14 protein-coding genes and 1 tRNA gene are annotated in these 22,271 nt (G+C 70.3%); 6 read left to right on the top strand and 9 right to left on the bottom strand.

The genetic code is table 11. From position 1 onward, the window contains the following. Nucleotides 1–33: 33 nt before the first annotated feature. Nucleotides 34–843, bottom strand: coding sequence for a carbon-nitrogen hydrolase family protein (locus ACZ5Y9_RS07255; RefSeq protein ID WP_464472654.1), 810 nt, complete (start codon nt 841–843; stop codon nt 34–36). 79 nt (nt 844–922) lie between these two features. Here ACZ5Y9_RS07255 and ACZ5Y9_RS07250 point away from each other — a divergent pair. Next, nucleotides 923–996, top strand: a tRNA-Met gene (locus ACZ5Y9_RS07250). 159 nt (nt 997–1,155) lie between these two features. On the opposite strand, the gene ACZ5Y9_RS07245 is transcribed toward ACZ5Y9_RS07250, so the two are convergent. Together ACZ5Y9_RS07245 and ACZ5Y9_RS07240 are read right to left on the bottom strand one after the other, a co-directional pair. After that, nucleotides 1,156–4,077, bottom strand: a complete 2,922-nt coding sequence (locus tag ACZ5Y9_RS07245; RefSeq protein ID WP_247622924.1) for a UPF0182 family membrane protein — start codon at nt 4,075–4,077, stop codon at nt 1,156–1,158. A 57-nt stretch (nt 4,078–4,134) separates the two neighbouring features. After that, complete coding sequence (locus ACZ5Y9_RS07240; RefSeq protein ID WP_336640656.1) at nt 4,135–5,220, bottom strand: YlbL family protein; 1,086 nt, start codon at nt 5,218–5,220, stop codon at nt 4,135–4,137. A gap of 117 nt (nt 5,221–5,337) precedes the next feature. Between ACZ5Y9_RS07240 and ACZ5Y9_RS07235 the strand changes: the two genes are divergently transcribed. Next, nucleotides 5,338–6,747, top strand: a complete 1,410-nt coding sequence (locus tag ACZ5Y9_RS07235) for a zinc-dependent metalloprotease (RefSeq protein WP_247622926.1) — start codon at nt 5,338–5,340, stop codon at nt 6,745–6,747. Between the two features lie 804 nt (nt 6,748–7,551). Here the strand turns inward: ACZ5Y9_RS07235 and ACZ5Y9_RS07230 are convergent. Then, nucleotides 7,552–9,273, bottom strand: a complete 1,722-nt coding sequence (locus tag ACZ5Y9_RS07230; RefSeq protein WP_404596671.1) for an ATP-dependent helicase — start codon at nt 9,271–9,273, stop codon at nt 7,552–7,554. Further along, on the bottom strand, nt 9,270–10,145 hold the full coding sequence (gene nudC, locus ACZ5Y9_RS07225; protein ID WP_464472653.1) for an NAD(+) diphosphatase: 876 nt from the start codon (nt 10,143–10,145) through the stop codon (nt 9,270–9,272). Before nudC ends, ACZ5Y9_RS07230 begins: the two co-directional genes overlap by 4 nt. A 71-nt stretch (nt 10,146–10,216) precedes the next feature. Between nudC and ACZ5Y9_RS07220 the strand changes: the two genes are divergently transcribed. Continuing rightward, nucleotides 10,217–11,497, top strand: coding sequence for a phosphotransferase (locus tag ACZ5Y9_RS07220; RefSeq protein WP_247622929.1), 1,281 nt, complete (start codon nt 10,217–10,219; stop codon nt 11,495–11,497). Here the strand turns inward: ACZ5Y9_RS07220 and ACZ5Y9_RS07215 are convergent. Further along, on the bottom strand, nt 11,443–14,946 hold the full coding sequence (locus ACZ5Y9_RS07215) for a UvrD-helicase domain-containing protein (RefSeq protein WP_464472652.1): 3,504 nt from the start codon (nt 14,944–14,946) through the stop codon (nt 11,443–11,445). The two genes, ACZ5Y9_RS07220 and ACZ5Y9_RS07215, sit on opposite strands and share 55 nt — an antisense overlap. Continuing rightward, on the bottom strand, nt 14,943–18,158 hold the full coding sequence (locus ACZ5Y9_RS07210; RefSeq protein ID WP_464472651.1) for an ATP-dependent helicase: 3,216 nt from the start codon (nt 18,156–18,158) through the stop codon (nt 14,943–14,945). The genes ACZ5Y9_RS07215 and ACZ5Y9_RS07210 overlap by 4 nt, the downstream gene beginning before the upstream one ends. A 167-nt stretch (nt 18,159–18,325) precedes the next feature. On the opposite strand from ACZ5Y9_RS07210, the gene ACZ5Y9_RS07205 reads away from it, so the two are divergent. Together ACZ5Y9_RS07205 and ACZ5Y9_RS07200 are read left to right on the top strand one after the other, a co-directional pair. Beyond that, a complete protein-coding gene (locus ACZ5Y9_RS07205) occupies nt 18,326–18,550 on the top strand; it encodes a DUF3107 domain-containing protein (protein WP_247622931.1) in 225 nt (74 codons plus the stop codon). Between the two features lie 5 nt (nt 18,551–18,555). Beyond that, on the top strand, nt 18,556–18,843 hold the full coding sequence (locus ACZ5Y9_RS07200) for a hypothetical protein (RefSeq protein ID WP_336640663.1): 288 nt from the start codon (nt 18,556–18,558) through the stop codon (nt 18,841–18,843). 64 nt (nt 18,844–18,907) lie between these two features. On the opposite strand, the gene ACZ5Y9_RS07195 is transcribed toward ACZ5Y9_RS07200, so the two are convergent. Continuing rightward, the gene (locus tag ACZ5Y9_RS07195) at nt 18,908–19,624 is read right to left on the bottom strand and encodes a ferritin-like fold-containing protein (RefSeq protein WP_247622933.1); all 717 of its coding nucleotides are present in this window, start codon (nt 19,622–19,624) and stop codon (nt 18,908–18,910) included. A gap of 195 nt (nt 19,625–19,819) precedes the next feature. On the opposite strand from ACZ5Y9_RS07195, the gene ACZ5Y9_RS07190 reads away from it, so the two are divergent. Next, nucleotides 19,820–21,343 (top strand): DEAD/DEAH box helicase, encoded by a 1,524-nt coding sequence (locus ACZ5Y9_RS07190; RefSeq protein WP_247632557.1) that lies wholly within the window; start codon nt 19,820–19,822, stop codon nt 21,341–21,343. Nucleotides 21,344–21,388: 45 nt separating this feature from the next. On the opposite strand, the gene ACZ5Y9_RS07185 is transcribed toward ACZ5Y9_RS07190, so the two are convergent. Then, a complete protein-coding gene (locus tag ACZ5Y9_RS07185) occupies nt 21,389–22,255 on the bottom strand; it encodes a DUF817 domain-containing protein (protein ID WP_464472650.1) in 867 nt (288 codons plus the stop codon). Nucleotides 22,256–22,271: the final 16 nt, after the last annotated feature.

The following is a 22,271-nucleotide window of genomic DNA, read 5'->3' as shown; positions in this document are numbered from 1 at the left end:
AGGCTCCGCCGCGAGGTGCGGAGAGCTCGCCGGTCAGCGCGGAACGACGGCGTACCGGCGCACCCGCAGCGACGGGTTCGTCTCGCGGACGCGGTCGATGGCCGCCCGTTCGACGGGCGCCACCGCGATGCCCTCGGCGCTGCCGACACCGGCGAGCACCACTCCCTGCGGATCGACGATCTGCGAGTGGCCGACGCCGATCGGCGCGGGGTGGTCGGCGGAGACGACGTAGACCGTGTTCTCGATCGCCCGGGCGGCGAGCAGGGTGGTCCAGTGATGCTCCTTGAGCGGACCTCGCACCCACTCGGCGGGCACCACCAGCACGTCCGCCTCCGCGTCGACGAGGGTGCGGGCCACCTCGGGGAAGCGGAGGTCGTAGCAGGTCATCAGGCCGAAGCGCAGGCCTGCCAGGTCGAACGTCGCCGCCTCGCCCACCTCTCCCGGCTCGACCCAGTCCGACTCGGTCTGCCCGAACGCGTCGTAGAGGTGCTGCTTGCGGTAGACGGCCAGGATGCCGTCGCCCCGAACGGCGACCACCGTGTTCCGGACGCGACGGGTGTCGTCCGACTTCTCGACGAGTCCGGCGACGATCACGACGGCGTACTCCCCCGCCAGAGCGATCAGCGTCTGCACGAAGTCGCCCTCCAGCGTCTCCGCGTGTGCGGCGAGGGTCTCGTCCATCGGATTCACGAAGTAGCTCGAGTACTCGGGCAGAACGATCAGACGTGCGCCCCGCGCCGCGGCATCCGCCACGAATTCTGCGATGCGCTCGCGATTGCCCTCGCGGGAATCGGTGGGCGCGAACTGGCAGACGGCGACGGGGACGGCGGGGCTCACGGACATGCCCTCATCCTCCCGCATCGCCGCGGACTGCGCCTCGATTCGCGCACTCCCGATTCCCGTGTTAGGCTATTCCTTGTGCCGCGGGGTGGAGCAGTTCGGTAGCTCGCCGGGCTCATAACCCGGAGGTCGCAGGTTCAAATCCTGTCCCCGCAACGAGAATGCGACACAAGAAAGGCCCCTGATCAGGAGAAATCCCGGTCGGGGGCCTTTCGCTGTGCCCGGTGGATGCGTGGACCGACACGATCGCCGACAGCCGGGAACGACGAATGCCGCACCCCGAGGGATGCGGCATTGGTCAGTGCGGTCCGAGGATCACTCCCCCGAGGTGGACTCCATGTCGAGGAGCTTCTGCACGGCCTCGGTGAGACGCTTGTCGGCCTCGCCGAACTTCTCGAGGTCACCGGCCTTCAGAGCGGTGTCGCGGTCGAGAAGCGCCTGACGCGCGTCGGCCAGGGCTGCAGCCTGTTCGTCGGTCGGCGTCGTGGGCTCGGTCGGCTCGGTGGTCGGCACCTCACCCGTGTCGGGGTCGACCTCGGAAGGATCGACCGGTTCGACCTCGTCATCTCCTCCGGTGGCACCGGAATCACCGCCGAAGAGGGAATCGAGCGCCTCGGTCAGGGTGTTCTCGAACGCGACCCTGTCTCCGAAGGCGACGAGCACCTTCTGCAGACGCGGGAGCTGCGTGCCCTCGGACGACTGCACGTACACGGGCTGCACGTAGAGAAGACCGCCACCCACGGGGAGCGTCAGCAGGTTGCCGTAGATGACCTCCGACTCACCCTGCTGCAGCAGGTTGAGCTGCGGGACGACCGCCGTGTCGGAGTTGTAGGTGTTCTGCACCTGACCGGGACCCGGCACCGTCGTGTCGTCGTTGATCTCGAGCATGCGCAGTTGGCCGTAGCCCTCCGCCTTGACACCCGCCTCGGCACCGGCATCCGAATCGACGGCCAGATAACCCATCAGCACGTCTCGACTGCTGCCGGCGCCCTGCGACGCCGGGATGAACGTCGAGAACATCGAGAACCGCGCGCTGTCCTGCCCCGGCATCTGCATGGTCAGGTAGTACGGCGGCTGCAGCATCGCGTCGCTGCGCGGGTCGTTCGGCGTCTGCCAGCGGTTGTCCTGCTGGGCGAAGGACCCGGCGGTGTCGATGTGGTAGATCCCGAGGATGTCGCGCTGCACCTTGAACAGATCGGTCGGGTAGCGGACGTGGCTCATGAGCTCGCCCGACATGTCGCTGATCGGCTTCACGGTCGACGGGTAGACCTTCTGCCAGGTCTTGAGGATCGGGTCCTCGGCGTCCCACGCGTAGAGCGTGACGGTGCCGTCATAGGCATCGACGGTCGCCTTGACCGAGTTGCGGATGTAGTTGATCTCGTCGATCGCGAGGCTCGGTGCCCGCGTGTTCGAGTCGGTGATCGCGTCGGAGAGGCTCACGCTCGTCGCGTAGGGGTAGGTCGAGCTCGTCGTGTAACCGTCGACGATCCAGACGATGCGGCCGTCGACCACGCTGGGGTACGGGTCGCTGTCGAGCTCGAGGTACGGAGCGACCTTGCCCACACGGGTCTTCGGGTCTCGGTCGTAGAGGATCTGCGAGTCCTCGTTCACCAGATTCGAGAAGAGGATCTGCTCGGACTGGAACTTGAGCGCGTAGAGGAGCTTCGTGAACGTGTCGCCGATGGCGGGGCCGCCCTCGCCGTTGAACGTCGTCTTCGTCTCGCTCGCGCCGTCCTTGCCGCGCGGGTAGTCGATCTCGACCGGGTCGGAGCCCTCCGGGGCTCCCACGATCGAGTACTCGGGCGAGTTCTCGCCGAAGTAGACGCGGGGCTCGAAGTTCTCGCGGTCGGTCAGGAAGCCCGACGACGGGATGCCGCGCTCGAGGAAGACGGGCTCGCCGTCGCTCGTGCGCTGGTTGCCCGCGGCCGCGACGAGGCCGTAACCGTGCGTGTAGACGGCGACACGGTTGTTCCAGTTGTCGCCCTCGCCGAGCTTGGTGATGTCGAGGTCGCGGACGGCCACGACCGTGTCCTGCATCTCGCCGTCGATCTCGTAGCGGTCGACATCGAGCGTCTCCTCGAACTGGTAGTACGCGCGGTACTGCTCGAGCTGCCGCACGGTGGGGCTGATGACCTTCGGGTCCATGATGCGGATCGAGGCCGTGGTGTCGGCATCCGCGCGCAGCTGACCGGCTTCGGCATCCGTCTCGGCCTCGAAGGTGGTCGTCTCGAGGTTCGCGACCCCGTACGCCTCCTTCGTGCCGTCGATGTTCCGCTGGTAGTACTCGGCCTGGTAGGCGTTCTGGTTCGGCTTCACCTGGAAGGTCGTGACGACCCACGGGTATCCGACACCCACGACCAGCGAGGCGACGATCAGCAGCGCCGTGGCGGCGAGCGGGAAGCGCCAGCGGCCGATCACGGCCGTGACGAAGAAGAGGATCGCGACGAGTGCGGCGATGATCGCCAGGATCGCGAGACCGGGGATCGTGGCGTTGACGCCCGTGTACGCGGCACCGGTGATGCGGTCGTCGGGGGTGACCAGCGTCTTGTAGCGGTCGAGCCACAGGCTGACCGCCTGCACGAGGATGTAGAGACCGGCGATGACGGCGAGCTGGATGCGCGCCGCCTTCGAGATGCGCAGCTCTCCCTGACCGATGCGCACCGACCCGTAGAGGTACGACACGAGCGCCGTGACCAGGAGCGAGAGCAGCAGCACGGCCGAGACGAAGGCGAGCGCGATCGAGTAGAACGGCATCGCGAACATGTAGAAGCCGGTGTCGATGCCGAACTGCGGGTCGACGTCGCTCGTCGCGACGCCGTTCGCCCAGAGCCACACCGTCTTCCACTGCCCGGCGGCCGAGAAGCCGGCGAACAGACCGAAGAAGATCGGCATACCCCACATGGCGAGACGACGCAGGGGCTCGATGACCTCCTGGTAGCGGTCGAGCTGGGAGCTCAGGCGCACGTAGACCGGGCGCAGGCGGTAGGCCAGCTGGATCACGACGAACAGCGGCACCGCCATCCCGAGGAAGCCGATGACGAACATCACCACGGTGGCGACCCACTGGGTCGTGAGCACACCGGTGAAGCCCACCTGATCGAACCAGAGGAATTCGGTGTAGAGCGACGCGAAGACGAAGAACACCGCGATCAATGCGGCGATGATCACCAGCGAGATGCCGAATATGCGTCGGGAGGTTCGAGGAGTGGCCGGGTTCGGAGCTGAGGTCGAGGTCACACCCCCATCCTAGGCACGCGTTACTGGGCTGCGGCTGTCATCCCGGTCACGGCGAGGTCACGACGCGGTGCAGGCGGGCAGCGCCGAGACGTCTCCGCCGTCGGCGATGACCTCGAGAGCATCGAGCGATTCCTCGAGCGTCGCGGTGCGGACCACCTGCAACCCGTCGGGCACGTGGCCCACGACCTCGTCGCAGTTCGATGCCGGAGCGAGGAAGAACTCGGCCCCCGCATCACGCGCGCCGTAGAGCTTCTGACGGATGCCGCCGATCGGGCCGACCGTGCCGTCGGCCTCGATCGTGCCGGTGCCGGCGACGTTCTCGCCACCGTTGAGCTCGCCCGGGGTGAGCTGGTCGATGATCCCGAGAGCGAACATCATCCCCGCGCTGGGGCCGCCGACGTTGTCGAGCTGGATCGTCACGTCGATCGGGAAGTCGTAGTCGGTGCGAAGGGTGATGCCGATCAGCCACGTGGTCGTGTCGCCCTCGGTGTACTCCTGCGGGGTGATCGTGACGTCCTGCTCCTGGCCGTCGCGCAGGACCGTGAGGTCGATCTCCGCTCCCCCGATGTCCTGGATGCGCGAGCGCAGCTGCTTCGCCGACACCACGGGGTCGCCGTCGATCGCGGTGATCACGTCGTCGGGTTCGAGGATGCCCTCGGCCGGGGAATCCTCGACAGCCTCGACGACGACGACCTCGGCCCCGGTGTCGTAGCCGAGCTCTCCCAGCGCCGCGGCGGTCGCCTCGTGCTGCGAGTCGACCATCAGGGTCGCGTTGCGCTCATCGCGCTGCTCGGTGGTCACGCCCTCCGGGAACACGGAGTCGAGCGGTACGACGGCGCGGGAGGAGTCGGTCCACGCCAGCGCGAGTTCGAACCAGCTGGGGGTGCGCTCGCGGTTGCCGACGACCTGGACGGTGGTCAGATCGAGCGTGCCGCCGGTGTCGAACGTCTCGGCGCCCTCGATGCTGATGAGCGGCACCTTCTCCCCGTCCGCACCCGCGGCCGTGCCGAGGGTGTCGTAGACGGGGCCCGGCCGCTGGATGACGTAGGGGGTGGGGAGGAAGGTGAGGACGACCAGTGCCACGAGTGCGACGATCAACGCCCAGACGCCGAGTCCGAGCTTCACAGGCCGCGTTCGTTCCACAGCATCCTCCGTCGTTCGCGAGCGGCGTACAGGGATCTGCCCGCATCGGGTTCGCTCGCATGAACCTGTGACTAGCGTAGATGGCACGGCTATAGGCGTGCTGAGAGGGCGATCGACATGGCAGACAACGACCCGACACCCGAGGACTTCCAGGAGTTCCTGCGGCGGATGCTCGCAGGCCAGGGAGGCGACATCGACCCCGAGGCGCTGCGTGGTGCTTTCGAGGGCATGGACGGGCTGGCGCTCGACCCCGCGATGATGCAGACGATCATGTCGCAGTTGCAGGGCGCGTTCGGCGGCGACGCCTGGGAGAACGCGCTGCGCCAGGCGCTGCACATCGCGAACCGCGACGGACAGGGCATCACCGACGGCTCGCGCACCTCGCTCGTGGATGCGTTCGCCCTGGCGGGGCTCTGGCTCGGCGAGGCGACCACGATCTCCGACCTCGCCCAGGCGCCGGTCGCGATGACCCGCGGCGAATGGGTCGAGAAGACCCTCCCCGTGTGGAAGGAGATCGCCGGCCCCGTCTCGACCAGCATCGCCGATGCGCTCACCAGCGCACTCGACACGCAGGTCCCCGAGGAGATGCGCGACGTCGTGCAGGGCGCGGGCAGGCTCATGCGCGGGCTCGGCGGTTCGGTGTTCGCCGCGCAGTTCGGCCAGGTGCTCGGCAACCTCTCGCTCGAGGTGGTCTCGGGCGGAGACGTCGGCATCCCGGTGCTCCCCGCCGGCACCGCCGCGATCATCCCGCAGAACCTCTCCGCCTTCGGCGAGGGACTCGAGATCCCCGACGACCAGATCGCCCTCTACCTCGCGGCGCGCGAGCTCGCGTACGCCCGCCTGTACCGGCACGCCAAGTGGCTGCACCTGCACGTGATGGCCCAGATCACCGACTTCGCGCGCGGGGTGACGGTCGATGTGGATGCACTCGAAGACGTGGCGAGCCGACTCGATCCGTCCAATCCCGAGGAGCTGCGGGCCGCGATCGAGGGCGGTGCCCTGCTGCCGACGCAGACCGAGGCGCAGCGCGAGGCACTGACGCGGCTCGAGAACCTCATCGCGACGATCGACGGCTGGGTCGACGTCGTCACCACCCAGGCGACCTCGCGCCTCCCCGACGGTGCACGGCTCGCGGAGGCGGCACGTCGTCGGCGCGCGGTCGGCGGTCCCGCCGAGGACGCGCTCGGGGCTCTCGTCGGTCTGAAGCTGCGCCCGCGCCGCATGCGTGAGGCCGCCGCGATGTGGCAGCAGGTCACGGATGCCGTCGGTATCGCCGCCCGCGACGCGCTCTGGGACTACCCCGATCTGATGCCGACCGCCGACGACATCGACGACCCGACGGCCCTCGTCGCCCGCCTCCAGGCGACGGCGCGGGGCGAGCAGCCGGTCGCCGACGAGTTCGACGAGGCGCTGGCCCGCCTGCTCGACGGTGACGACTTCTCGGGCGACGCCGACGGAAAGCCGGACGGAGATTCGTCGGGCGGAGACGAGTCGGAAGACCGCCCCGAGGGCGACCGACCGGTCTGAGCCGCGACTGCTCCTCCCCATCGGAGAGGAGCAGTCGCGTTGTCCACGGATGTCTCTGCGGCATCCCATGGACGCCGTGGAATGTCCAGAATCGGTGGATGCCTCCGCTCACGCCGACGACACTCTCCCGCCTCTCCCCCGCCCTTCCGCTGCTCTGGCGCGACGAGCGCACGCTGCAGCTCGGACTCGACGGCGATCTGCACATCGACGCCGAAGCGGCATGGGTGGAGCTGCTGCTGTCACGGATGGGTTCCGGCTTCCGCCGAGCCTCCTTCGACGTGATCGCGCACGGACTCGGGGCGCCGCGCGAGGAGGCGCGAGCGCTGCTCGCGCGGCTGGAACACCTCCTCATCGACGACCCGCCCGTGCCGCGCGCCGCCTGGGTCGAGCGACTCGGCGTGACCGATGCCCGCACCGAGCATCGCTTGCGGGAGAGCCTCGCCGACGAGGGCGTTCCGATCGGAGAGCACGGTTCTCGGTCCGGCGCGGCCGTGGTGCTCGTCGCCGGCAGCGCTGCGGCGATGCAACTGGCGACGTACCTCCGCGACGATGTGACGCACCTGCCCGTCGCCGTCGGTCGCGATCAGGTGACGATCGGCCCGATGGTCGTCCCCGGCATCACGCCGTGCCTCACGTGCCGCGATCTCCATGCTCGCGATCTCGACCCCGCCTGGCCCCGACTGCACACGCAGCTCGTCGCTCGCGACCCCGGGCGCGTTCGCGCCGTGCTCATCGCGGGCGCCGGAGCGATCGCCGCGCGCCTTCTCGCCGCCGCGCCCTCGGCGGAGAGCGAGATCATCCGGCTCAGCGCGGACGGGTCCCGCGACTCGCGAGCGGTGAGGTTTCACGGAGAATGCCTGTGCCGCGTCCCGTCGTCCCGATCTCTGCCAGGAACCGCGAGGGAGCCCGTTCGCCTCGTCCCGCCGAGCGCGACCACGACAGAGACAGAGTTCGCGCGGCTCGCGTGACGCCGACGTACGCGAGACGGCGCTCCTCGTCGATCGATTCGAAGCTCGTCGCATAGGAGATCGGCAATGCCCCCTCCGCCCATCCGGCGAGGTGGACGTGCAACCACTCCAGGCCTTTCGCGGCGTGCAGGGTCGAGAGCGTGACGGTGCGCATGGTCGGCTCGTGCTGATCCTTCGCCCGGGCCATGAGCGCATCGCCGAAGGAGCGCAAGGTGGCTTCGGGCCCGGCCTCCTCGGCGAGGCGGAGGATCGCGCGTCGCGCCTCCCAGCCGTCGCGCTGGGCTCCGCCCGCCGCCGGCGGTTCCTCGGTGAGTCCGAGCTCGCGCAGCACGCGCTGCACCGCAGGGACGAACCCCTGCTCCACCGGGGCGACGGCCGCAGCACGGATCGCGAGGATCGCCTGACGCACCTCGGGCATCGAGAAGAAACGGGTGCCGCCCAGCACCGTGGTCGGGATGCCCTCCGCGGCGAGCGCCTGCTGCAGCGCGGCCGATTGGGCATGGGCCCGGTAGAGCACCGCGATGTCTGCGGGAGAGATGCCCTCGGCGATCTGTGCCGAGATGGACGCGGCGATTCCCTCCGCCTCGTCGCGCTCGCTGTCGTACGCGGTGACGGTGGGCGGCTCGGTCGCGAACTGCTCGCGCGCGGGGGTGAGCTCCAGGGCGCCGGGGCGCCCCTTCATGAGCGCGTTCGCGGCGGAGAGGATGGGAGCCTGCGAGCGGTAGTTCGTCTCGAGCCGCACGACGGTCGCATCGGGGTGGCGGCGCTCGAACTCGAGGAGGAAACGCTGCTCGGCGCCGGCGAAGGAGTAGATCGTCTGGCTGGCGTCGCCGACCACGCAGATGTCGTGCCTGTCACCGATCCAGAGCTCGAGCAGTCGGTTCTGCAGAGGCGAGACGTCCTGGAACTCGTCGACCGTGAAGTGGCGGTACTGCTCGTGCACCGATGCGGCGACTCGCGGTTCGGCCTCGAGCATCCCGGCGCACGCCAGGAGAACGTCTTCGAAATCGAGCTGGTTCCGCTCGTCCTTGAGCGCCTCGTATCCGCGCTGCAGTTCGGCGAGTTGCGTCGCATCGACGCCGGATACCGACCGTCCCAGGGTCGCGTGCTGCTCGATCGAGAGCATGGAGACCTTGCGCCATTCGATCTCCGACGCGATGTCCCGCAGGGTCGCGGTGCTGGGACGCAGGCGGATGGCGTCGGCGACCTGTCCCAGCATCCGCACCTTGTTGTCGATGATCGACGGGGCGGGCTGTCCGGCGAGCGTCGGCCAGAAGAAGTTGAGCTGCGCGAGAGCGGCGGCGTGGAACGTGCGGGCGGCGACGCCCTCGACCCCGAGCGCACGCAGGCGCCCGCGCAGCTCCCCCGCGGCCTTCGCCGTGAACGTCACGGCCATCACCCGCGCGGGCGAGTACGCGCCGGTGTCGACTCCGTGCGCGATCCGGTGGGTGATCACGCGCGTCTTGCCGGTACCGGCCCCCGCCAGCACCGCGACGGGTCCGCGGAGGACCGATGCCGCCTGCCGCTGGCGCTCGTCGAGTGCGTCGAGAGCGCTCACGCGCCCGCCTCGAGCCAGTCCACGATGAGTGCGCGCGCGATCGATGCGTGTCCGGGCAGCCCGACGGGCCCCTCTCCCGCCAGGGACGACGTGATCTCCGCGCGGGTGAACCAGCGCACGTCGACGATCTCCTCGCCGTCGGCGCGGGCATCCGCCTCGTCGTCGACGACCGCGCGGAAGCCGACCATCAGAGAGCGCGGGAACGGCCAAGCCTGCGAAGACACGTAGCGCAGCGCGGAGAGACGCACCCCCGATTCCTCGGCGAGCTCACGATGGACGGTCGATTCGAGCGACTCGCCCGCCTCGACGAACCCCGCGAAGCACGAGTACATCCGACCGCCCCAGTTCGCGTTCGCGCCGAGGAGCAGTCGCTCGCCGTCGCGGCTCTCGACCGCCACGATCACGGCAGGGTCGGTTCGCGGGAAGTGATCGCGCCCGCAGACCAGACAGCGACGCGACCATCCCGCCTGACGGATCTCGGTGCCTCCGCCGCAGGTCGGGCAGAACGGCGCATCGCGCAGCCAGGCGGCGAGCGCCAGCGCCTCGATGAGGATCTCGCTCTCCTGCACCGGGAGCCGCGCTCCGAGATCACGCAGCCCGAGCCACGTCTCGTCGGGAGCCGCGTCGATCGATGCGCTCTCGGCCGGAAGCGCGGCCAACAACAGCGGAGTTCCGGACTCGTCGCGCCCGAGGAGCGCCCATGTGGCATCGACGGGTTCGGTCGGCGCGACGCGGACCAGCAGATCATCGGTCACGCGCACTCGACCGTCGCGGACGGCGATCACGCGTGTCGACGTCTCTCCGCGCAGACGATCGATGACGCCGGATTCCTCGCGGAGCTCGGCCGCGCGGTCGAGGGTTGGGCGGTGCATGGGTGATCGACTCCCTCTCTCACGGGCGTGGCGGAGGCGGGACCGCCCCTGAGCCGACCTACCCTTAGGGCATGGGACGCTCACCTTTCACTCTAGCCGCGGCCGTGACGGCGGCACTGCCCGGCGCGGAGGTCACGGGTACTCGCACGCTGAGCGCAGACGGTGACGCACGTTTCGACTCCGCCGTCGCCTCGCTGGCCGACGGGCGCGAGCTCGCGATCCGCGTCGCGGACGACGACGAGACGGCCCGGGAGCTCGCCGCCGAGTCCCTCGCGCTGCGCGCCCTGACGGCCGGCGCGCGGGCGATCCTCCCGTTCCGCGCACCCGAGTACGTGGGCGAGACCCGCGTCGGCGATGGTCGCGCCCTCGTCACCGAACTCCTCCCCGGCTTCCAGGTCGAGGCCGCCCACGTACCGGCCGGACGCGGCACGGCGGAGTCGATGGGGGCAGCGATCGCCGCCGTGCACGGCCTGCCCGTCTCGATCGTCCGGAGCGCGGGTCTCGTCTCACGCTCGGCCGAGGAGAGCCGAGAGGACATCCGGCGGCTGGTCGACGACGCGGCCTCCACCGGCCGCGTTCCCGCCCGGCTGACGGCGCGCTGGCGGGATGCCGTCGCCGACGACGAGTTGTGGCGCTTCGAGTCGACCGTGACCCTGAACGGCGTGCAGTCGACCTCCTTCCTGCTCGAAGACGACGATGAGCGCGGTCCCCAGGTCACCGGACTGCTGAACTGGCACGGCCTCTCGGTCGGCGATCCGGCCGTCGACCTCGCCTGGCTCTCGGCCGCGCCCGACGCGGCACCCGACGTGCAGGCCGCCTACGCCCGGTCGTCGGAGCGTTCACCGGACGGTGCGATCGAGGTGCGCGCACGGATGCTCGCCGAACTCGAGTTCGCGCGCTGGCTGGTGCACGGGGACTCGCTGCACCGCCCCGACATCGTCGACGATGCGGCTGCCCTTCTCGAGGCGCTCGCCGAGGGTCTCCGCGCGGACGACCTCGCCGTCGTCGCCGCGCGGAACGAGGGGGTCGACTCGGCCCTCGACGCGCTCGACCGCGTTCCCGCGGAAGCCGCAGCACTGATCGACACCTCGATGCAGACCGACGCCTACAATCCCGACGAACTCTGGGCGCAGGAATCGGAGGAGGGATCGTCGTCGACCGACACCTCCGAAGCGGCGCGTCGCGCCGCGATGGTCGACGTCGAAACCGAGGACCTCACCGGCGTCGGCGATATCTTCACGGCCCCGGCGGACGCCGGCGACGACGCGGATGACGACGAACGCGATGACGACGAGGCTCAGCGCGCGGCGCGCGCGGCGCTCCAGCGCTGGAAGAGCTCGGACTCGGAGTAGACCCGGTCTCCGCGGATGACGAGGTCGTCGGCGACGTAGTAGAGCGCGACGTCGATCTCGTCGAGCGGCACCCCGAATCGGCGGTGGTAGGCGAGACGGTACAGTGCGAGCTGCAGCATCCGCTCGTCCCGCTCGGCCTCGCCCTTCGGCGGCTTTCCCGTCTTCCAGTCGACGATCTCGATCCGGCCTCCACGATCGTCGCGGCGGTACACGGCATCGAGCTTGCAGATCACGATGTGCGCGTCGGACTCGCCGGCCCGGTCAGCGGGGGCATCCGCGAGCCCGGCGCCGAGCGCGAAGTCGATCTCGATCTCGACGGCGATCGGCTGGAGGGAACCCCACTCGCTGCGCTCGAACGTCGCCTGGAGGATGGCGAGGTCGGCCGCATCCGCCGCTTCGCCGGTTCCCTCTCCCGGCGCCGGACCGATCTCGCCGCCCACCTCGTCCTCGTCGATCTCCCAGAGCGCCTCGTCGACGCGGGCACCGACGCCCACGAGCGATGACCGGTGCTCGACCCAGGCGTGGAAGAGCGTGCCGAGTCGGGTCTGCCGGTACGGACGCTCCGGCATCGGGCGGATGATCGCCGAGACCGTGCCGCCGTAGTCCGTGACGTAGTCCTTGAAACGGGAGGCGGGCACGCGGGTCGGCGCCGCTGCGTCGATGCCACGCAGACGCGCGGCGCGCTCGGCGAGGAGCCGCTCGAGCTCTTCCGAGGGAATCAGCGTCTCGGGTCGCGCGAGGGCCCCGGCTACCATCTCCGCCGCCGACTCGACGAGCGGACGGCGGGCACCGAGCGGATCCAGTGGCCACGAGACCGTCGCTCCCGGCCCGTCGTAGGGGTTCTCGTCGGGATTGACCGGTTCGATGGGCTCGTGCTCGCGCACGTCGATCGCCTCGAGCAGGAAAGGACTCGGCGTGCGGGGAGCCTTCTGCCCCGCCCAGTGCGCACCGCTGAGAAGCAGGTCGGTGCGCGCGCGTGTGACCGCCACGTAGGCGAGCCGGCGTTCCTCCTGCTGCTGATAGGCGCGGTACGCGTCCTTGAAGCGCTTGATCGCGCCGCCCTGGGGATTGGCCTTGGTCGCCCCGCCCGACAGTGACGCCTGCGCCAGCGCCTGGCGTTTCTTCGGGTCGAGCTCACCGTCGACCGCACCCTCGGGGTCCCATTCGAATCGCGGCAGCGCGTCGCGGTCGCCGCGGAGCGCGAACGGCACGACCCCGAAGCCGAACCAGCCCGAGGTGTCGGAGACCCGGCTGGGGAGTTCGTCGGCGACGAGACGGACGACTGCGACGGCATCCCACTCCAGCCCCTTCGATCCGTGGATCGTCAGCAGCTGCACCACGCCCGGCTCGGGGGGCTCCGGGCGCGGCATGAGCTCGTCGGTGCTCTCCGCCTTGTCGAGCCAGGCGAGGAGGCTGCCGATCGTGCCGCGGTCGTCGGCCGAGAGAAAGGCACGCACCTCATCGGAGAACGCGCGGAGCTGCGTCGAGGCGACCCGTGCCGGCCCCCGGGTCTCGTTCGCCGCGAGTTCGATGTCGAGGCGCAGCTCGAGTTCGATCAGACGCAGCAGCTCGGTCAGCGGCTGCGACGAGGCACGCCGAAGCCGCTCGAGCATCTCCCCCGCTGCGCGGATGCGCGATCGCCCGTCAGGGGTGAATCCCTCCAGCAGGCGATAGTCGTCGCGCACCGCTCGCACCACGTCGACGGCATCGACGATCGACACCGCCTCATCGGCGCCGCGCGACGAGCGCAGTCGCACGCGCACCTCTTCGGGAAGCGGCATCATCGAGGTGTCGCGTTCGGCGAGGGTTCGGCCGAGATCGTAGAGTGCGGCCATATCGGCCACCCCGACGCCGAACCGCGGACCCGTGAGCAGACGGATGAGTGCCGAACCCGCGGTCGGGTCGTGGACCACGCGCAGGGTGGAGACGACGTCGACCACTTCGGGGGTCGCCAACAGTCCGCCGAGCCCGAGGATGCGGTGCGGTACGCCCTCCGCGGCGAGCGCGGCCGCGAAGGTCTGCATGTGACGTTTCGAACGGAACAGCAGCGCGCCGGTGTGCGGGCGCCCGGCGGCGGATGCGTCGTGCGCGGCTCGTCGCTCGACGAACCAGCGAGCGACATCGGCGGCCTCGTCGTCGACCGTGAAAGCGAATCGCAGATCGACGCTTCCGGAGCCCGCACCGGGACGGGGTTCGAGTGGGGGCACGTCGAGCCCCGGCCGCTGCAGCGGCTCGAGCACGCGATTGGCGATGTCGAGGATGCCGCGGTCGTTGCGCCAGCTGGTCATGAGGCTGTACGTCTGCGCCTCCTGCTCGCGCGCGAAGGCGCTCGAGAACGCGTACAGATTGTCGGCGCTCGCGCCGCGCCAGCCGTAGATCGACTGGTGCGGGTCTCCCACGGCCATCACCGCGCTGTCGTGGAACAGCTCGGCGAGGAAACGGGTCTGGATGACCGAGGTGTCCTGATACTCGTCGAGCAGGACGACGCGGTGCTGCTCGCGCAGCTCGGCGCGCACGTCGGGAGCGGCCTCGACGATGTCGTAGGCGCCACCGACCTGATCGGCGAAGTCGAGCACGCCGCGTCGCCCCTTCTCGGCGATGTACTCGCGCACGAGCGCGGCGAGCGTCGGCAGGCTGAGAAGGTTCGCCGCCGCCTTCTCGACGTCGCCGTTGCCGCGGTACGGCTCGAACGACAGCGCCGTCTCGCGCGCGAGACGCTCGGCCTCGTCGAGATCGACCCGATGGTCGAGAGCCTCCCCCGCGAGGCGCTGCACCGCGTCGATGACCGTGCCGAGCGTGTAGTCGATCCCCTCGAGTTCCGGGAGGTCGGCGCGCAGCACGACCTCTCGCGCGAGCATCCACGACGCGGCCTGACTCAGCATCGCCACGTCGGCGTCCCGTCCGATCCGAGCGGCGTGCTCGCGCACGATGCCGTCGGCGAAGGCGTTGTAGGTCGACACCCGTGGGCGGATCATCAGCTCCTCGGCCGCACGCGGAGCGGTCGGGTCCCAGCCCGTGCCGTAACGGCCGGCGAGCTCGTCGAGCACGTGCGTGCGCACGACGTCGCGCTGACGACCCGCGGCCGCCTCTTCCACCCGGCGCAGGGCGTGCGTCGCCACGATCTCCGGCACGTGCGGCAGCAGACCGCGGCGACCGAACTCGTCGATCACGGCGAGGCGGTGCCCGATGCGCTCGGCGAGCTCGCCCGCAGCCTTTCGGGTGAAGGTGAGTCCGAGGATCTCGTCGCGTCGTACATGACCGTTGGCGACGAGCCACACCACGCGACCCGACATCGTCTCGGTCTTCCCGCTGCCCGCTCCGGCGACGACGAGGGCGGGCGACGGCGGCGCCTCGATCACCTGCTGCTGCGCGGGGGTGGGTGAGGGCTGGCCGAGAGCCGCCGCGACATCGGTCGCCGACAGCCCGAGTCCGCCGCCCCAGCCGGTCACGCGCTCACCGCCGGGACGGTGTGGATCCGACAGGGGTGGATGCGGCGCTGCGTGTCGGCGCAGTGCGACTCGACCTGCGCGGTGAAACTCGAGGCCGACATCCCGCGGGCGGCATCGGCCACACGGCGCAGGAACGCCTCGCGCGCGGTGTCGTCGAGCGTGTGCTGGTGGGCGATGCGGTAGTCGCTCTTGGCGAGGGTCTTCGAGACGATCACGAGACGCGCCCCGGCGAGGGCATCGGCGGGGGCACCCTCGATCAGGCCCTGCTGGACCGCCACCTGGTACGCCGCCAGTTGGGCGTGCTCACGGACTCCCGCGTCGGCCTCCGGATCGGTGCGTCCGGTCTTGAGGTCGACGACCACCGCGCGCTCGCCCTCGCGGTCCGCGGTCATCTCGGTCCACCCGCGCCCCCGCGCCGGGGGATGCTCCCCCGCCCCCGGAGGATAGGCCTCGATACGGTCGATGTAGCCGCTCACGACCGCGCGCGCTCCTCTGTCGTCACCGACGTCGTGCACGACCGGGAGGCCGTCGTCATCGGGCAGGGAGACGGCGAAGTCGAACCGCGTCTCGCTGCCGACGACCCGCCCTCCGTCGCGTCGGACGTCGCCGAGGTACGTGTGCAGCCGGTCGACGTAGAGGTCGGCTCGACGCCGCTCCTTGCGTCCGATCCACTCGGTCTCGAAGTCCAGCTCGGGCCAGTGCTCCGCGACGATCGCCCGCATCTGCTCGAGGTCGCCGTCCGGTACCTTCTCCATGGCCTCGTGGATGATCGTGCCGATCCCCGCCGTCGGCGGCATCACGGTGTCGCCCCCCAGGGCGGAGACGACCCAGTTCAGGCCGCACTCCTCGTAGGACTCCATCTTCGAAGGCGACACCCGCGCACCGTCGGCGGCGAGGTCCCGCAGGGGACGATCGGTGCTCGGTGGCGTGACGCCGTACCAGTCCCGCGGATCCGCGCCGGCGACACCCTCGGCCGCGAGGATCGCGAGCTGCTCCGCGGCGAGACGACGTGCCGGGTCGGAGGTCGCCGTCGTGAGGGTGCGTCGGTGGCGCGCGACGAGTCCGCGGAGGGTGAGCGGATGCTCGGCCGATGCGTGTGCCTCCGGGGCGTCGGGCGTCGGCAGGAACGCGAAGAACGGGCTCGGGCTTTGGTCGTCGTCGTCGACCGCCGTCACGAGGATCCGGTCCCGCGCGCGCGAAATGGCCCGGACGAAGAGGCGGAGCTCGTCGTGCAGCGCTCCTCTTCGCCGATCCAGGATGCCCGGCGTCTCGAGGGGGACGCCGGTACGCATCGACGTCACGGCGTCGGGAAGACGCCAGGTCTGCAGCATCCCGCCCCGGAGCCGGAGGTTCGGCCAGACGCCGTCTTGAAGACCGGCCACGACGACCGCGTCGAACTCGGTGCCGAGCGCGGTCGCCGGGGTGAGCAGAGTGACCCGCCCCGGCCGATCGGGTGTCGAGAGCGAGTCCTCGGGCACCTCGCTGTCGAGGATGTCGCGAACGAACGTCTCCGGGCGCTCGTTCGGCGTGCGCTCGACGAAGCGCTTGGCCGCGTCGAACAGCGAGACGAGGGCATCCAGCGATCGCGCGGTCTCGGCGCCGCCGGGCTGCGCCGACACCTCTCGCCACGCGATGTGCAGGCGGCGGCCGTCGATCGCCCGCGACTGCTCCCAGATCCGCCAGAGCAGGTCGTGGATCGTCTCGCCGGCTCGCGCGGCGGCCGAGACCGCCTCGATCGTCTCGGCGAACCGCCGGGCCGTGCGGGACTCCGGGGCATCGATGAGCGTGAAGTGCTCGGGGTCGGCCATCGCCTGGCGCAGCAGCTCGCGAGCGGGTGTGGCTCCCCCGTGTTCCAGCTCGAGGTGTCGCAGCCGCGCGCGCAGACGACGCAGGGCGATCGCGTCCATCCCCCCGAACGGCGTGCGCAGGGCTTCTTCGAGTTCCGCGGACGTGCGCTCCGCTGCCGGAGTGAGTGCGAGGCGCACGATGCCGACGATGTCGCGCACGACGCCCTCGCTGCCGAGCGGACGCTGCACGCCGGCGGCCCGTGTCGGGATCTCCCGCGCGGCGAGCTCGGTCTCGAGCAGTGTCACCTGACGCGTGTCGTGGGCGATGACGGCCATGCGATCCCAGGCGACGCCCTGCATGAGGTGCCATTCGCGCATGACACCGGCGATGCGGTCGAACTCCTCGTGCGGCGACGGGGCGAGGAACGACGTGACGGCGGCATCCGCTCCCTCGATGGGGCCGGCCTGCGGTGCGCGCCGGTGCTCGACCCTTCCCGAGACCCCGATCGCCTGCGTCACGGTGCGGGTGAGCGCGGTGAGCGCCGGGTGCTGGCGGTGCGCGCCGTCGAGCACGTGCACCGCTCCGAGCGCCGAGACGAGGTCGGCGAACAGTTCGGGGCTCGCTCCCCGGAACGCACCGGAGGAGATGTCGGGATCGCCGAACGCGAGCACCGAGACCCCTCGGGCACGCAGCGCCTGGACGACGGCGACGCCCCCGCGGGTCAACTCCTGCGCGTCATCGATGAGTACTACGCGCAGGGGCGCCAGCGGGCCGAGCGTGCCCGGGGACGCGTCACGGAGGATCGTGCTCGCCTCGCCGAGCAGGTCTGCGGCGTCGCGATGCGCCGAGCGCAACGCGTCGAGCACCGAGCGGTACTCGAGAATGAAATCGGCGGCGGCCGCCCAGATCGGGTCGCCCGATGCCTTCAGCTCGTCCGGGAGCACACCCAGCTCGGTGCACTCGGCGATGAGCGCACGCAGCTCGGAACGGAACCCCTTCGACCCGCGCACCGATGCGCTGAGCGCGTCGGGCCAGCGGATGCCGCCGTCTTCGGCGTCGCCCGCGAGGAGCTCGGCGATGATCCGGTCCTGATCGGCGCCCGTGAGCAACGCCGGCGGCTCGGAGCCCGCGTGCACCATCGCTCCGCGAACGATCTGGAAGGCGAAGGATCCGAGCGACCGCGCGAGCGGACCCGGCGTCGCCTGGCGGACGCGCACGCCGATGCGGTCGCGGAGCGCCGTTGCCGCCTGCCTGCTCGGAGTGAGGGCCAGCACCTCCTCGGGGCGCAGCCCCTCGTGATCGAGCAGCCTGCCGATGCGCTCGATCAGCGTGCGCGTCTTGCCCGTTCCCGGTGCGCCGATGATGACTCCGGATGCGGTCGCCGCGGCGTCGATCACGGCTCGCTGCGCGGCATCCCCTGTCATGCACTCCACGCTAGCGGCGTGCGCCGACATCGCCTCCCGCGGCGGGTCGGGCGCGTGTGCGCTCACGGCGAAACCGCTCCCCTGCGCCGATCCGGCGACGCACCTGCGGGGTAGAGTTGGCGCAGACCTCGGACGACGACATCGTCCTGACACTCCAAGGAGTACGCGTGGAAATCCGCATCGGAATCATCAACACCGGCCGCGAGCTGAGCTTCGAGACCGCCACCGCAGCAGAAGAGATCCGCACCCAGGTCGCGGCAGCGCTCGACCAGAGCACCGCGCACCTGAGCTTCACCGACATCAAGGGCAACTCCTACATCGTCCCCACCGCGAACCTCGCCTACATCGAGCTGGGCACCGAGGAATCGCGCCGGGTCGGCTTCGTCGCCTGATCGCGATGTACATCCTTCTCGCCCTCGTCGCGGCCTGCGCTCTGGGCATCGCCGCGCATTTCCTCGTCGACGGCCGCGAACTCCGCGGCGCCGCACTGACCCCGGGCATCGCGACGGTCGTCACCGCCGCGCTCTACACGGGCCTGCAGTGGGCCGGTCTCGGCGAGGACAACGTGTGGCTCTGGCTCGCGAGCATCCTCGGCGGTGTCGTGGTCGCCGTCGTCGCGACTCTCGCTCTGGTCGCCGCCCGACGCCGCTCGGACGCGGCGAAGACCGCGGCCCTCGGCATCTAGGTCCGCACGTCCAGGTAGGTCCTCGCGTCCAGATAGATCCGCAGGTCCGGATAGGTCCGCACGTCTAGGACGCGAGTCCCATCGCATCCATGCGACGCGCGTGCGCGCCCATCAGCTCGGTGTACACCGGTTCGATGCGCTCGTCGTCCGGTGCCACGAAGACCTCGGGCTTCAGCGCCGAGCGGCAGACGAGGATCGTGTCACCCACCAGGCGTCGCGCCCACATCGACAGCAGTGAGCGCCACTCCTCGTCGCTCTCGATCGTCTCCTGGATGATCGAGACGATCTCGTGGCGGGCGTCGTCCTCGCGCAGGATCTCGGCGATCCGCCGCCCGGTCTCGCCGTAGCTGGACGCGAGGGCGAGATAGAAGTCGTCGAGCATCCCGGCCGTGATGTACACGGCGAGGAGCGTCTCGCGCGGTCGCGCACCGATCGTCTTGCGGCGGAACGCATCGAGGTTCTCGCGGAACGGGAGCATCAGCTGCGTGGGGTCGTCGCCGCGCTCGGCGATCACCTCGACGATGCCGCGATGCTTCGTGAGAGCGGCCCCGGCCGCACGGGAGAGCGCCTCCTTCTCGGCGAGCTCCGGCGTCGCGCGGATGAGACGGGTGAGGGTCTCGAAGTACCCCAGCTGCAGGTAGGCGGCCTGGCCCAGGAAGCGGGGCAGCTCGGGCGCGAGGTCGGCGAAGTCCACGCGGGTCGCGTCGCCCTGGTCGCCCCGGCTGCGCAGGGCGAGAGTGCGTCGCGGCGCATCGTCGCGCTGCCAGAACCACTTAACCACGAGGTCTCCCTACCGAGTTCGCCACGACGATCACAATACCCGGGGCGGAGGTCCTCCTCGGGCGTTCGGCCGCCCTCCGGTAGGCTGGGCGTGTCCCCGCCGTCGGAGCGGGGCCCGCGCCTGTGGCACAAGAGACGGCGTGGATCGTTAACGTGGCGGTCTCAGCACGACCGCCGGACAGGCAATCTGAATACAGTGACTACTTTCTCCGATCTCGGGATCGATCAGGACATCGTCGATGCGCTCGCTGCGAAGGGCATCGTCGACGCGTTCCCCATCCAGGAGCAGACCATCCCCCTCGGCCTTCCGGGCCAGGACATCATCGGCCAGGCGAAGACCGGAACCGGAAAGACCTTCGGCTTCGGCATCCCCGTCGTCCAGCGTCTCGGCCTCGACCCCGAGCACGGGGTGAAGGCGCTCATCGTCGTGCCGACCCGCGAGCTCGCGGTGCAGGTCTACGAGGACATCGACCTGCTCACCAGCAACCGCTCGACCAGCGTCGTCGCCATCTACGGCGGCAAGGCGTACGAAGGCCAGATCGACCAGCTCAAGGCCGGCGCGCAGATCGTCGTCGGCACGCCCGGTCGCCTGATCGACCTCGCCGGCCAGCGTCTGCTCGACCTGTCGAACGCGACCGAGGTCGTGCTCGACGAGGCCGACAAGATGCTCGACCTCGGCTTCCTCGCCGACATCGAGAAGATCTTCCAGAAGGTGCCGGCCGTGCGCCACACCCAGCTGTTCTCGGCGACGATGCCCGGCCCGATCGTGGCGCTGGCCCGTCGCTTCATGACGAACCCGATCCACATCCGCGCCAACGACCCCGACGAGGGACTCACGCAGGCGAACATCAAGCACCTCGTCTACCGCGCGCACTCGCTCGACAAGGACGAGGTCATCGCCCGAATCCTGCAGGCCGAAGGCCGCGGCAAGACCGTGATCTTCACCCGCACCAAGCGTGCGGCCCAGCGACTGGTCGACGAGCTCGGCGACCGCGGTTTCAACGTCGGCGGCGTGCACGGCGACATGGGCCAGGACCAGCGCGAGCGCTCGATGGCGGCGTTCAAGGCCGGCAAGAAGGACGTCCTGGTCGCGACCGACGTCGCCGCCCGCGGCATCGACGTCGACGACGTCACGCACGTGATCAACCACACGATCCCGGACGAGGACAAGACGTACCTGCACCGAGCGGGCCGCACGGGCCGCGCGGGCAAGACCGGTATCGCGGTCACGTTCGTCGACTGGGAGGACCTGCACAAGTGGGCCCTGATCAACCGCGCCCTCGAGTTCGGTCAGCCCGAGCCCGTCGAGACCTACTCCTCGAGCCCGCACCTGTACGAGGACCTCGACATCCCGGCCGGCACGAAGGGTCGTCTCGTCTCGGCACCCAAGGCGGAGTCGACCCGTCCCCCGCGCACCCCGCGCCCCGAGCGCGCAGCGGATGCCGCTGCCGAGGGCACCGACGAGGGCGGCACGCGCCGCCGTCGTCGCCGTCGCGGCGGGTCGAACCCGGTCGGTTCGACGTTCGCCGAGGGCGCCGCACCTGCGGCCTCGGGTGACGGCGACGGTGCCCCCGCCGCCGATCGCAGCGCCGAGGGCGCCGGCACGCACGACGGCGCGGGCAAGGAGCACCACGACGGAAAGCCCGCCCCGGCTCGCCGTCGCCGCCGTCGTCGCGGAGGTTCCGGCGGAGCGGGCGCGGCACCGGTCGCGGGCGCCTGAGACGGTTTCGACAGAGGGGCGGATGCTGCGGCATCCGCCCCTCTGTCATGTCCCGGCTCGGGCCCGCGCCGGGGCCTTCGGCGGGTACACCCACGTCACGAGCACGACCGAGATGATCATGAGCAGGAACCACGACACGAGCTTGCTCGGCGAGACGGGTTGCCACCCGTCGGCCTGATCCGGGTACGCCCAGGCACCGGCCAGCGTGCCGATGTTCTCGGCGAAGTAGATGAACACCGCGACGCCGGCGAACGCCAGCAGGAGCGGGATGCGCAGCGTCCGCCGCCAGACCCGCGCGTGCATGGCCGTCGGCAGCCAGAGCACGAGCACGGCGATCAGCAGAACCCAGCGTGCATCCCACCAGTAGTGGTGCGCGAAGAAGTTCGCGTAGATCGCCAGGGCGACGAGTGCGGTGAGCCATCGGCGCGGGTAGCGCGTGAACCCGAGATCGAACAGGCGGTAGACGCGCACCATGTAGGAGCCGACCGCGGCGTACATGAAGCCGCTGAACAGCGGCACTCCGCCGATGCGGAGGATGCCGTCGGCGGCATACGCCCACGACCCCACGTCGGTCTTGAACAACTCCATGACCGTGCCGGTGACGTGGAAGAGCAGGATCACCCACAGCTCGCGTCCGCTCTCGAGCCGGAACACCAGCATCGCGACCTGGATGAGCACGGCGGCGATCGTGAGGGCATCGTTCCGGGCGAGGGCCACGTCATCGGGATACCAGAGCCGCGCGGCGACGATCACGACGAGGAGCGCCGCGCCGAAGATGCAGGCCCAGGCCTGCTTGAGCACGAAGACGGTGAACTCGACGAGGAACGCGCGGATGCCGTTCGCCGGGGCATCGCGGAGCAGACGGTGAGCGGCCGCGTCGATCCGGCGCTCGAGCGAGGTGGCGCGTTGCATCGGGCGAGCGTATCGA

This window comes from Microbacterium sp. T3-8 (assembly GCF_055398145.1).
The sequence above is the reverse complement of the archived record's forward strand: the minus strand, read 5'-3'. Positions and strand labels throughout refer to the sequence as shown.